General features: G+C 68.9%; 10 protein-coding genes and 1 riboswitch. Of the genes, 8 read left to right on the plus strand and 2 right to left on the minus strand.

Features of this window, described 5'->3' with window-relative positions; genetic code table 11:
- Positions 1–75 precede the first annotated feature (75 nt).
- From OHS16_RS18660 to OHS16_RS18695, 8 genes are all read left to right on the plus strand, one after another.
- The gene (locus OHS16_RS18660) at positions 76–1,032 is read left to right on the plus strand and encodes a transglycosylase family protein (protein WP_328538348.1); all 957 of its coding nucleotides are present in this window, start codon (positions 76–78) and stop codon (positions 1,030–1,032) included.
- A 258-nt stretch (positions 1,033–1,290) separates the two neighbouring features.
- A riboswitch (cyclic di-AMP (ydaO/yuaA leader) is annotated at positions 1,291–1,491 on the plus strand.
- A gap of 3 nt (positions 1,492–1,494) precedes the next feature.
- Positions 1,495–2,178 (plus strand): transglycosylase family protein, encoded by a 684-nt coding sequence (locus OHS16_RS18665; protein ID WP_443042648.1) that lies wholly within the window; start codon positions 1,495–1,497, stop codon positions 2,176–2,178.
- Between the two features lie 243 nt (positions 2,179–2,421).
- The gene (gene eno, locus OHS16_RS18670; RefSeq protein ID WP_328538349.1) at positions 2,422–3,708 is read left to right on the plus strand and encodes a phosphopyruvate hydratase; all 1,287 of its coding nucleotides are present in this window, start codon (positions 2,422–2,424) and stop codon (positions 3,706–3,708) included.
- 199 nt (positions 3,709–3,907) lie between these two features.
- On the plus strand, positions 3,908–4,384 hold the full coding sequence (locus OHS16_RS18675; RefSeq protein WP_328538350.1) for an FtsB family cell division protein: 477 nt from the start codon (positions 3,908–3,910) through the stop codon (positions 4,382–4,384).
- Positions 4,385–4,421: 37 nt separating this feature from the next.
- Entirely contained in the window at positions 4,422–4,964 is a 543-nt protein-coding gene (locus tag OHS16_RS18680) for a DUF501 domain-containing protein (protein ID WP_328538351.1), read from the plus strand.
- 94 nt (positions 4,965–5,058) lie between these two features.
- Complete coding sequence (locus tag OHS16_RS18685; protein ID WP_328538352.1) at positions 5,059–5,988, plus strand: Ppx/GppA phosphatase family protein; 930 nt, start codon at positions 5,059–5,061, stop codon at positions 5,986–5,988.
- 483 nt (positions 5,989–6,471) lie between these two features.
- A complete protein-coding gene (locus OHS16_RS18690) occupies positions 6,472–7,863 on the plus strand; it encodes an NAD(P)/FAD-dependent oxidoreductase (protein WP_328538353.1) in 1,392 nt (463 codons plus the stop codon).
- A gap of 234 nt (positions 7,864–8,097) precedes the next feature.
- Entirely contained in the window at positions 8,098–9,393 is a 1,296-nt protein-coding gene (locus OHS16_RS18695) for a cyclopropane-fatty-acyl-phospholipid synthase family protein (RefSeq protein ID WP_328538354.1), read from the plus strand.
- A gap of 67 nt (positions 9,394–9,460) precedes the next feature.
- On the opposite strand, the gene OHS16_RS18700 is transcribed toward OHS16_RS18695, so the two are convergent.
- Together OHS16_RS18700 and OHS16_RS18705 are read right to left on the minus strand one after the other, a co-directional pair.
- A complete protein-coding gene (locus OHS16_RS18700) occupies positions 9,461–11,989 on the minus strand; it encodes an ABC transporter permease (protein WP_328538355.1) in 2,529 nt (842 codons plus the stop codon).
- 81 nt (positions 11,990–12,070) lie between these two features.
- The gene (locus OHS16_RS18705) at positions 12,071–12,841 is read right to left on the minus strand and encodes an ABC transporter ATP-binding protein (protein WP_328538356.1); all 771 of its coding nucleotides are present in this window, start codon (positions 12,839–12,841) and stop codon (positions 12,071–12,073) included.
- Positions 12,842–13,023: the final 182 nt, after the last annotated feature.

Below are 13,023 nucleotides of genomic sequence, written 5' to 3' on the forward strand. Positions count from 1 at the left end.
GCATCGACTTGTGATCGCCGTTCGACTACGGCTACCTTCACCGTTCGAATCATCCGTCACACGGAAGGCCACCGCATGCGCACCGGGAACGGTCGGCATCGACGACCCCGCCAGGCTCCTGCCCTCGTTGTAGCGGCGGGAGTCACGGGATCCGCCATCGCCATTCCGCTGCTGGGCGCAGCCGGCGCACACGCCGCGGACGCCACCACGTGGGACCGGGTAGCGCTCTGTGAGAGCGGCGGCGTCTGGAGCGCCGATCTGGACAACGGCTACTACGGCGGACTGCAGCTGTCGCAGGACGCCTGGGACCAGTACGGCGGTGGTCAGTACGCATCGCGCCCCGACCTCGCCAGCCGGTCCCAGCAGATAGCCGTGGCCGAGAAGGTGTACGCGGCCGAGGGTGCCAAGCCCTGGCTCAGCTGCGCGACCATCTCCGGGCTGACGAAGGGCGACGCCACCGCGCCGCTGGTGGACCCGGGTGCCCCGGACACCGCGAGCCCCGCCCCCTCGGACTCGTCGTCCGGCTCGACCGGCACTCCGAAGAGCTCGGACCCGGCCACCGGGTCGCACTCGGACTCCGGTTCGGGCACGGCCTCGCCCTCGCCGTCCGATTCCGCCTCCGACTCCGGATCGGACTCGGACGCCACCGATCATCCGTCGGACTCCGCGTCTCCCGAACCCTCGCGGTCCACCGCGTCCGTCGACGCCTCCGACGACTCGTCCGCACCCTCGCAGAGCGAGAAGGCGGGCAAGCACCGCGGCGGCCGGGCCGACGAGCCGCTGAACGGTTCGGCCCGGCCCGAGGACTCGGGCCGGCATGCCTCGCGCTCGGAGAGCCCGGAGCGCGACGACGCCGGTTCGGAGCACAGCTATACCGTCCGCTCGGGTGACAACCTCTGGGCGATCGCCCACGCGCATGATCTGCCCGGCGGGTGGCGCGCGCTCTACGCCGCGAATCACCGGACGGTCGGCAGCGACCCGGATCTCATCATTCCTGGCCAGACCCTTGATCTCGACCAGAATCAGGGCTAGTTGGCCCAACTATGTCCGGATTTGGCATCGGTGAGACATGACTCTCGTCCGACTCGCCGGAGGTTCGGACTGTCCGCTCCGTCCACGCCGTCCCTCACCTGCGTAAATGCGTCCCGATGGGGGCCGAATGGGACAAGATCCCTCCGATGTTCATCTTTGAATATCGGGGGGATCTGTGTTTCGGTCAGAACCGCTCGCACCGCGGGCCCCTTCGACCGCCACGCCGAATCCTGTCATCGGTCGATGGGTTGTATTCGACGCGTAAAAGCGCCGTAGGCAGGAGCGGGGGACCCAGGTAAGTGCCGGGTCCGGCCGTCCCTCCGGAGTCCGCATCGGCGGAATCCGTGAACGGGACGAACGGATACGGCTTGGGGTGAAGTTGTGCGCAGGTGCGCACGGCCGGGCAACTCATTGGCCCGAACCCGACAGCTCACCTCGTAGGCGTCGGTGAGGAGATACTTGATGCTGTTTTCGTCCAGCAAGTCCAAGCACCGTCGCCCGTCCAAGGCCGTCCGTATCGCCACGCTCGCCGGTGTGACCGGTGCGGCAGTCGCCGTGCCGCTGCTCGGTGCGACCTCCGCCTCCGCTGCTTCCGTTTCCACCTGGGACGCGGTCGCGCAGTGCGAGTCCGGCGGCAACTGGTCGATCAACACGGGCAACGGCTACTACGGCGGCCTGCAGTTCTCGAACTCCAGCTGGGCCGCCGCCGGCGGTACGCAGTACGCGTCGCGTGCCGACCTGGCCACCAAGGACCAGCAGATCGCCGTGGCCGAGAAGCTCCTCGAGATGCAGGGTCCGGGTGCCTGGTCCTGCGCCGGTGCCGGCGGTCTGACCAACGACGGTGTGGACCCGGGCGTCAACCCCTCCGGCTCGACCGCCGAGAAGGCCGCGCCGAAGCAGGAGACCCACAGCGACCAGCAGACCGCTTCCCGCGGCGAGGCCCGTAAGGCCGCGCCGAAGCACGCCGCCCCGGAGAAGATCCGCAAGGGCGACGGCGAGTACAAGGTGAAGGCCGGCGACACCCTCTCCACCATCGCCAAGTCGCACCACCTCTCCGGCGGCTGGAAGAAGGTCTACGACCTGAACAAGGACGTCGTGAAGCACGCCGACCTGATCTACCCCGGGCAGCAGCTGCACCTGAGCTGATCCCGGCCCCCGGTCCACCCCGGCCCGGCGCGACTTCCCCCGAACGCGCCGGGCCGGGGTTTTTCTCCGCCAGTCCGGTTACCAGCGAGTAGATTTGCTGATCTTCGGGCGGTAATACGGTCTTTTGTGCCCTTTTTCGTCCCAGGGGCCGGGCGTCCGGCCTGCTGGAGGCCCCGGGCCGGTTAGGCTCATGGCGCAAGGCCACAGAGACCCTGCACCCATAGCGTCACATCCCAGAAGGAGATGCTCGTGCCGTCCATCGACGTCGTCGTAGCCCGGGAAATCCTGGACTCCCGAGGCAACCCCACGGTCGAGGTCGAGGTCGGCCTCGACGACGGCAGCACGGGTCGTGCTGCAGTTCCGTCCGGAGCCTCCACCGGTGCGTTCGAGGCCATCGAGCTTCGCGACGGTGACCCCAACCGCTACCAGGGCAAGGGTGTCGAGAAGGCCGTCCTGGCCGTCATCGAGCAGATCGGTCCGGAGCTCGTCGGCTACGACGCCACCGAGCAGCGGCTGATCGACCAGGCCATGTTCGACCTGGACGCCACCGACAACAAGGGCTCGCTGGGCGCCAACGCCATCCTCGGCGTCTCGCTCGCCGTGGCGCACGCCGCGTCCGAGGCCAGCGACCTGCCTCTCTTCCGCTACCTCGGCGGTCCGAACGCGCACCTGCTGCCCGTTCCGATGATGAACATCCTCAACGGTGGGTCGCACGCCGACTCCAACGTCGACATCCAGGAGTTCATGATCGCGCCGATCGGCGCCGAGTCCTTCTCCGAGGCGCTCCGCTGGGGTGCCGAGGTCTACCACACCCTCAAGAAGGTCCTGAAGGGCAAGGGCCTGGCGACCGGTCTCGGTGACGAGGGCGGCTTCGCGCCGAACCTCGACTCGAACCGTGCCGCCCTCGACCTCATCATCGAGGCCATCAAGGAGGCCGGTTACGTCCCGGGCAAGGACATCGCGCTGGCGCTGGACGTCGCCGCGTCCGAGTTCTACAAGGACGGCCTGTACGAGTTCGAGGGCAAGTCCCGCTCGGCCGCCGAGATGACCGAGTACTACGAGGAGCTCGTCGCCGCGTACCCGCTGGTCTCCATCGAGGACCCGCTGTTCGAGGACGACTGGGCCGGCTGGAACGTTCTCACCGAGAAGCTGGGCAGCAAGATCCAGATCGTCGGCGACGACCTCTTCGTCACCAACCCCGAGCGCCTGGCGCGTGGCATCGAGGAGAACTCGGCCAACGCCCTGCTCGTCAAGGTCAACCAGATCGGTTCGCTGACGGAGACGCTGGACGCCGTCGAGCTGGCCCAGCGCAACGGCTTCAAGTGCATGATGTCGCACCGCTCCGGTGAGACCGAGGACGTCACCATCGCCGATCTTGCCGTCGCCACCAACTGCGGTCAGATCAAGACCGGTGCCCCGGCCCGGTCCGAGCGGGTCGCCAAGTACAACCAGCTGCTCCGCATCGAGGAGATCCTGGACGACGCCGCGGTGTACGCGGGCCGGTCGGCGTTCCCCCGCTTCAAGGGCTGAGTTCCCCCCGGGGGGCTCCCTGCTCCTGACGAACGCTGCCCGCCCCGGCGGACGCGGGCCGGGCGGCGTCCGAACACCCGGTCAGCGGCTTTGCATCCAAAGAACTGAATGAGGAGCAAAGGCGCAGCGAAGCGCAGCCGTCCCCGGACACGGTCCCGTACCGTGTCCGGGGACGGACGTGCGTATACGGGGAGGCGGCATGGCAGGGAACCGGGACCGGTTCTCCACCGCGACCAGGCTCAAGGCGCTGGGTGAACAGACAGCCGCCCGGGTCTACCGCTCCCAGTCCAGGCGACAGGCCCGCCGTCCCCGGCTCACCGGCCGGGCGGCGATACTGCTGATGGTGCTGTGCACGCTGGTCGTCGCGCTGGCCTATCCGATGCGGCAGTACGTCTCGCAGCGCAACGACATCGCGGATCAGCGCCGGCAGGCGCACGAGGCGAAGGCCCGCGTCGAGGAACTGCGGGACGAGAAGGCACGTCTGCAGGACAACGCATACGTGGAGCGGCTGGCCAGGGAGCATCTGCACTACGTGCGGCCGGGGGAGGAGAACTACACCGTCGTCGACCCCGACGCCCGCAGACAGCGGTCCCAGGACCAGGGCGCGACGGACCGGCCCTGGTACACCAACCTCTGGGACGGCGTGGACAACGCCGACCGCACCAAAAAGCAATAGACACCAGCAAACCCTGACGAACAGATCCAAGGCAGGCATGGAAACGCCCCCTCCGCAGACCGACCGCACCGAGCCGACCGACGCGGACATCGCCGCGTTCCGGCAACAGCTGGGCCGCCCGCCGCGCGGCCTGCGCGCCATCGCGCACCGTTGCCCGTGCGGCAATCCCGACGTCGTCGAAACGGCGCCGCGCCTCGAGGACGGCACGCCGTTCCCGACGACGTACTACCTGACGTGCCCCCGCGCGGCGTCGGCGATCGGCACGCTGGAGGCGAACGGCGTGATGAGGGAGATGACCGAGCGCCTCGGCAACGACCCCGAACTGGCCGCCGCTTACCGCGCCGCCCATGAGGACTACATCGCGCGCCGCGATGCCATCGAGGTGCTGGAGGGGTTCCCGAGCGCCGGGGGGATGCCGGACCGGGTGAAGTGTCTGCACGTTCTGGTGGGTCATTCGCTGGCTGCCGGTCCCGGGGTGAACCCGCTGGGGGACGAGGCGATCGCGATGCTGCCGCAGTGGTGGGCGAAGGGCCCCTGTGTGTCGCCCTGTCAGGACGCGGCCGGCCCGTCCGGCGAGTGACGGGCCGGCCCGTCCGGAACGTGACGGCCCGTCCGGCGACCGCCGGCCCCCGGTGCTCGTACCCGGGCACCGGTACACGAGAGGAACACACCAGATGACCCGCGTTGCCGCCGTCGACTGCGGTACCAACTCCATCCGGCTGCTGGTCGCGGACGTGGACCCGGCCACCGGTGAACTCACCGACATCGACCGGCGGATGACCATCGTCCGGCTCGGCCAGGGTGTGGACAGAACGGGGCGGATCGCCCCGGAAGCCCTGGAGCGGACCTTCGCCGCGTGCAAGGAGTTCGCCGGGATCATCGCGGAGCACGGCGCCGAACGCGTCCGCTTCGTCGCCACGTCCGCCTCCCGGGACGCCGAGAACCGCGACGAGTTCGTCAGCGGGGTGGTGGACATCCTCGGCGTCGAGCCGGAGGTGATCACCGGGGACCAGGAGGCCGAGTTCTCCTTCACCGGCGCCACCAGGGAGCTGGCGGGACAGGGCGGCCGGTATCTGGTCGTGGACATCGGTGGTGGGTCGACCGAGTTCGTCGTGGGGGACGACCGCGTGGGGGCGGCCCGTTCTGTGGACATCGGCTGCGTGCGGCTCACCGAGCGGCATGTGCGCAACGATCCGCCCACCCTCGGCGAGATCACCGCGATCCGCGCAGACATCACCGCCGCTCTCGACCTGGCCGACGAGACGGTCCCGCTGGCCGGGGACCGTACGCTCGTCGGGCTGGCCGGATCGGTCACCACCATCGCGGGCATCGCGCTGGGTCTCGGCACCTACGACTCCGCGGCGATCCACCGCTCACGGATCACGGCGGAACGGGTCGGTGAGATCGTGGGGCAGCTCCTCCGGTCGACCCACGATGAGCGCGCCGCGATCCCCGTGATGCATCCCGGGAGGGTCGATGTGATCATCGCGGGCGCGCTGGTCCTGTACGAGATCATGAAGCGCACCGGGGCCGCGGAGGTGGTCGTCAGCGAGCACGACATCCTCGACGGCATTGCCTGGCACATCGCACTCGGGGACGACTGATCCGCCGGCCGGACGAGGCGGCGCGGAGGCTCCGGTCTCCGGGCCGGCCGTTCCCGGAGGGGGCGGTGGACAGCCGTGCCGGGGCCGCCTGCTCCATGGCCGGAAAGGGGCTTCGGAAGGCCTCGGGGGGCGGTCTGATCGATCAGCCCCGGGAAAGTTCGTGAACTTCTTCACAAGGAATCGGGGCCGGGCGGCCGAAGTTTCCGGGCCATTGGTCCTTCGAGGGGGCCCGAAGGTCCCGATTCCCTCCATGACGGACGTCCCGCCGTCTGTTACAGGCGGATGACATCGGGCAGTGGTCCACTCGGCTCCGCGCGGTGAGGTCCAGCTCAAGAGGGGTGAACAACGTGCACCCGGGCACTCTGGTTCCCCTGTGAAGTGATGGCCTGCGTCACACGAGCCGCGCAGTGTAGCAGAGGGTCCACCCGACCTTGTGAAGGGGCGCACGAGGTACCCCCCTCCAAGAGGTGGATACTCGTTGCCATGAGCACCACGGAGCGTCCCAGGATCCTCGTAGTTGGAGGCGGGTACGTAGGCCTGTACGCAGCTCGACGCATTCTCAAGAAGATGCGCTACGGCGAGGCGACCGTCACGGTCGTCGACCCGCGCTCGTACATGACGTACCAGCCCTTCCTCCCCGAAGCTGCTGCCGGCAGCATCTCGCCTCGGCATGTCGTCGTCCCGTTGCGACGCGTGCTGCCCAAGGCTGAGATCCTCACCGGCCGAGTCACCACCATCGACCAGGACCGCAAGGTCGCCACGGTCGCGCCGCTCGTCGGCGAGGCCTATGAGCTGCCCTTCGACTACCTGATCATCGCGCTCGGCGCGGTCTCCCGTACCTTCCCGATCCCCGGTCTCGCCGAGCAGGGCATCGGCATGAAGGGTGTGGAGGAGGCCATCGGCCTTCGCAACCACGTCCTCGAGCAGCTCGACAAGGCTGCATCGACGACCGACGAGGATGTCCGCCGCAAGGCGCTGACCTTCGTCTTCGTCGGCGGTGGATTCGCCGGTGCGGAGACCATCGGTGAGGTCGAGGACATGGCCAGGGACGCTGCCAAGTACTACAGCAACGTCAAGCGCGAGGACATGCGCTTCGTGCTGGTCGACGTGGCCGACAAGATCCTTCCCGAGGTCGGGCCGAAGCTCGGCGCGTACGGCAAGGAGCACCTGGAGTCCCGCGGTATCGAGGTCTACCTCAAGACCGGCATGGACTCCTGCATCGACGGTCACGTCGTCCTGAACAACGGCCTCGAGGTCGACTCCAACACCCTGGTGTGGACCGCCGGTGTGAAGCCGAACCCGGTGCTGGCCCGCTACGGCCTGCCGCTCGGCCCCCGTGGTCACGTGGACACGTCCGAGAAGCTTCAGGTGCAGGGCACCGACTACATCTGGGCCGCGGGCGACAACGCCCAGGTGCCGGACATGGCTGCCCGCGAGGCAGGCGTGGAGAACGCCTGGTGCCCGCCGAACGCCCAGCACGCGCTGCGCCAGGCCAAGGTCCTCGGCGACAACGTCATCTCGGGCATGCGCGGCTTCCCGCAGGGCACCTACAAGCACGCCAACAAGGGTGCGGTGGCGGGCCTCGGCCTCCACAAGGGTGTCGCGATGATCGTCATGGGCAAGATGAAGATCAAGCTCAAGGGCCGTCTCGCCTGGTACATGCACCGTGGTTACCACGGTCTCGCGGTGCCGACCTGGAACCGCAAGATCCGTGTCGTCGCCGACTGGACCCTCGCGATGTTCCTCAAGCGTGAGGTGGTCTCGCTCGGCGCCATGGAGACTCCCCGCGAGGAGTTCTACGAGGCGGCCAAGCCGGCGCCCGTCCCGGCCCCGGCCGCGGTCAAGCCCGAGGGTGAGAAGGCCAAGGCCTCCTGACCCTGCGTCAGCCGACGCGGGAGCAGGGCCCGAGCAGTACCCAGCAGTAAAGGTTCCGTCCGAAGGGGCCGTCCGCCATCCGTGGTGCGGACGGCCCCTTCGGCGTTCCGGGACACATGTACATGTATCAACCATGGATTTTGCGGACCCGTTATGTGGTAGTGGGACTGCAACGGCAGGTATTGGTTGTTTACGTAGTGCTGAGCGTTTCCCGCCCGTACGGAGGTGTGTGCCATGGCCGACGCCGCGCTGCGTCTGACCACTCTCGCCGAGGAACTTCTGGGAGCCCCGCTCCCGTTGAGGATCCGGGCCTGGGACGGCAGCGAGTCCGGGCCGCCGGGCACTCCCGTTCTGGTGATCCGGCACCGCAGGGCGCTGCGGCGGCTGTTGTGGAAGCCGGGCGAGCTCGGCCTGGCCCGAGCCTGGGTGGCGGGTGAGATCGATGTGGACGGCGATCTGTACGCGGCGCTGGACCTGCTGGCAGGACTGATCTGGGAGCGGGACGACGAAGAGGGCGGCAAGAAGGCGGGGCACCCGCTGTTCGACCCGCGGCTGCGGGCGGCCGCCCGCGGACTGCTGGACATCGGGGGACTGCTGCCCCCGCCGCCCCCACCGGCCGAGGAGATCCGCAGACGCCGCGGCCCCATCCACACGAAGCACCGTGACAAACGGGCCATCAGCCATCACTACGACGTGGGGAACGACTTCTACGAGCGGGTGCTCGGCCCCTCGATGGTCTACTCCTGCGCCTACTGGGCCGACGACTCCACCCTGGAGACCGCCCAGCGCGACAAGCTCGACCTGGTCTGCCGCAAGCTGGCCCTCGAGGAGGGCACGCGGCTGCTCGACGTCGGCTGCGGCTGGGGCTCGATGGCCATACACGCGGCTCGTGAGTACGGCGCCCGGGTCACCGGCGTCACCCTCTCGCGCGAGCAGGCGGCGTACGCCCGCAAGCGCATCGCGGAGGAGGGGCTCACCGACCGGATCGAGATCCGGGTCCAGGACTACCGGGACGTCAGGGACGGTCCCTATGACGCGATTTCCTCGATCGGGATGGCGGAACACGTCGGCTCGGTGCGCTACCGGGAGTACGCGGACAGTGTCTTCGCCCTGCTGAAGCCCGGCGGCCGACTGCTCAACCACCAGATCGCCCGCCGCCCCGAGCTTGATGAATCGGCGTATGAGATCGACGGTTTCATCGACGCGTACGTCTTCCCCGACGGTGAGCTGGCGCCGTTGGGCTCCACGGTGGCCACCCTGGAGGAGGCGGGCTTCGAGGCACGTGACGTGCAGACGCTCCGCGAGCACTACGCGCTGACCCTGCGCCAGTGGGTGGCCAATCTGGAGGCGCACTGGCCGGAGGCGGTACGGCTGGCCAGTCCTGGCCGGGCCCGGGTCTGGCGGCTCTACATGGCCGCATCGGCACTTGCCTTCGAACACAACCGGATCGGCGTCAACCAGATCCTGGCGGTGAGGACCCCGGAGAACGGCGCGTCGGGGGTGCCGCGCCGGGTGTACGACTGGCGCTGACCGGCCCGCCGCCGGTACGCCAAGGGCCCGGGACGGTGTCCCGGGCCCTTCGCCGCGATCCGCCCGGCTACTCGGTCTTGATCGCTGTCAGCATGTTCAGCCGCGCGGCGCTGCGGGCCGGCCAGAGCGCGGCCAGCACCCCGACGAACGCGGCGAGCAGCAGGAAGATCCCGATCCGGTCCCACGGCATGACCATCGCGTAGTGCGGGATGCTCGACTTGATCGTCTGGCCGAGCGCCCAGGCGAGGAACGAGCCGAGACCGATACCGATCACCGCGCCGAACACCGAGATCACCACGGCCTCGAGACGGATCATCCGCTTGACCTTGGCGCGGTCCAGGCCGATCGCCCGCAGCATGCCGATCTCCTGCTGCCGTTCGAAGACCGACATCGCCAGGGTGTTGATGACCCCGAGCACCGCGATGATCAGGGCCATCGCGAGCAGCCCGTACATGATGTTCAGGGCGGTGTTGATGACGCCGCCGAACTGGTTGCGGATGTCCTGCTGGTTCATGACGGAGATGGCGGGGTTGTCACCCAGGGCGTTGACCAGTGCCTGCTCGTTGGCCTTGCCGCTGCCTCCGTCCATCTTCACGAAGATCTGCTGGATGTCCGGCTTCTTCTCGTGCGGGGCGAGCACCCGGGTGGAGGCGAGGACGGGGGAGAGCAGCTCGTTGTCCTCGTAGACCGCGCCGACGGTGAGTTCGCCCTTCTTGTCGTCCAGGTACGTCGCGGGCAGTTTGGTGCCTGGCTTCCAGCCCTGCTTGTCGGCGGTCTTCCTGGCGACCGCGATCTCTCCCTTGCCGAGGGTGTCCAGGGAACCGGAGACCGTGGTGAGGGTGAGTACCTGCTGGATGTCGCCGGGGGTGACACCGGAGACCGACTCGTCGTGGCCGCCGATGACGACCTGGCTGCCGCTCTGCGGCGATGCGGCGCTCACACCCTTGGCGTGGTGCAGCGCGGTGAGTGCCGAAGGAGCCAGGGACATGCCGTTGGCCATCTGGACCATGTAGTCGGCCTTGATGTTGTCCGTGGTCATGCGGTCCACGGCCTGGCTCATCGTGGCGCCGAGCACCGAGAGCCCGGTGACCAGGGTGAGCCCGATCGCCAGCGCGGAAGCGGTGGCCCCGGTGCGGCGCGGGTTGCGTACCGCGTTCTGGCCCGCCAGCTTGCCCGAGACCCCGAACACGCCGCGCAGCAGCGGCCGTACCAGCGCGATGACGGGGCGGGACAGCAACGGGATCAGCACGATCACGCCGACCAGTGTCAGGAAGGCTCCTGCCGCGATCATCATCCGGCCGTCGGACCCGGCCGCCGCTCCGGCGACGATCACGGCGGCGCCGAGCAGGGTGATGACTCCGCCGATGGAGTTGCGGACCACCAGGGTCTTGGTGGTCGCGGGCAGGTGGGCGCTGCCCATGGCCGCCACCGGCGGGATCTTCGCGGCCCTGCGGGCCGGCAGCCAGGCGGCCAGCATGGTGATCACCACGCCGACCGCGAACGCGGCCAGCGCGGTGGTGGGCGCCACGATCAGTGGACCGCCCGGCACCTTCGCACCGAAAGCGCCCATCGCGGAACGCAGCCCCACGGCGAGGCCGATACCGAGCGCGAAGCCGATCGCCGACGCGACCGCGCCGACCACCAGTGCCTCGGCGAGCACCGAGCGGGTGACCTGCTTGCGGGAGGCACCCACGGCACGCAGCAGCGCGAGTTCCCTGGTCCGCTGGGCGACCAGCATGGTGAAGGTGTTGGAGATCAGGAAGATACCCACGAAGAGCGCGACACCGGCGAACGCGAGCAGCATCTGGCTGAGACCGGACATGCCCTTCTCGATCTGCCGGGCCTGGTCGTCGGCGAGCTGCTTGCCGGTCTGGGCATGGGCGTTCGACGGCAGGAGCGGCTTGACCTCGGTCAGAATCCGGTGGTCGGACGCGCCCGCGGCGGCGGCGACGTTGACGTCCTCGAAGTAGCCGGGCTCCAGATACAGCTTCTGGGCCACCGCCGTGTCGAAGAGCACCAGGCTGCCGCCCGCGCTGACCGAGCCGTCCTCGGTGTCGAAGATGCCGGCGAGCCTGAATTCCTGGACCGGGCCGTTGGTGGAGACCCGTACGGTGTCGCCGACCCGGTAGTGGCCCTTGTCGGCGGTGGCCCGGTCGAGGGCGATGTCGCCGACCCGCAGGGGGCCCGTCCCGTCGGTGAAGGTGTACTGGCTGTCCTTGTCCTGCTTGCCGGGCGCGTAGTTGGCCCCGGTGTTGGACCAGCCGTTGCCGATCAGCTTGCCGTTGCGGTCCGCGACGCCGGCGAATCCCGAGACCCGTCCGGTCGCGGAGGAGACCCCGTCGAGACGCCGGATCTTCTCCAGGGTCTTCGAGCTGATGCCGGGGCTCTGCCGGGCGCCGCTGTCGTCGTTGTACGAGGTGACGGAGACCGCGACGTTGTCGTAGCTCTTCGCCGACTGGTTGCGGAAGGCGTGGCCGAGGGTGTCGGTGAAGACCAGGGTGCCGGAGACGAAGGCCACGCCGAGCATCACGGCGAGCAGGGTCATCAGCAGTCTGGCCTTGTGCGCGAGCACATTGCGCAAGGCGGTACGGAACATGGTGTTGTCAGTCCTGGAGTTGTCGGATGAGCCGTCGGGAGGCCGGCGGATACGCCTGCGGGGCAGCGGAGCGAGCCGGTGTCAGCTGGTCCGGCCGCGGGCGTCGAACTCCTTCATCCGGTCGAGTACGCCGTCTGCGGTGGGGGCCAGCATCTCGTCGACGATCCGGCCGTCGGCGAGGAAGATCACCCGGTCCGCGTAGGCGGCGGCCACCGGGTCATGGGTCACCATGACCACGGTCTGGCCCAGTTCCCGCACGGAGTTGCGCAGGAAGCCCAGTACCTCGGCGCCCGAGCGGGAGTCCAGGTTCCCGGTCGGTTCGTCACCGAAGATGATCTCCGGCTGGGAGGCCAGGGCGCGGGCCACCGCGACTCGCTGCTGCTGGCCGCCGGAGAGCTGGGTCGGCCGGTGGCTGAGCCGCTCCGCGAGGCCCACCATCTTGATCACCTCGGCCAGCCACGCCTTGTCGGGCTTGCGGCCCGCGATGTCCATCGGCAGCGTGATGTTCTCTGCCGCGGTCAGCGTGGGCAGCAGGTTGAACGCCTGGAATATGAAGCCGATCTTGTCCCGGCGCAGCTGTGTGAGCTGCTTGTCCTTGAGCGTCCCGAGCTCCGTCTCACCGATCCGTACGGAGCCGGAGCTGAACGTGTCCAGCCCCGCCACACAGTGCATCAGCGTCGACTTGCCCGAGCCGGACGGGCCCATGATCGCGGTGAACTCGCCCTGCCGGAAATCCACGGAGACCTGGTCGAGGGCGACGACCTTGGTCTCACCCTGCCCGTACACCTTGGACAGTTCGGTGGCGCGGGCGGCCACCGCGGTAGTGCGGCGAGCGGTGGTGGACGTGGTCACTGTGGGGCTCCTGTCAGGACGGTCGGGGACCGAGGTGCGATGGGACCCCTTCATCCTGTCCGTCGTCCCGCGCCGGGACGTCCCTCCGCGTGCCCGTTCCCGGGGCCCTCTTGAGGCTGACCGGGGAGCCCTCGTCTCCTCCTCCGGGATGACCCCGGCCCTGAGCCCCGGTCCGGGGTCGG

The sequence above is a fragment of the Streptomyces sp. NBC_00344 genome (assembly GCF_036088315.1).
In the GTDB taxonomy this organism is placed as follows: Bacteria; Actinomycetota; Actinomycetes; order Streptomycetales; family Streptomycetaceae; genus Streptomyces.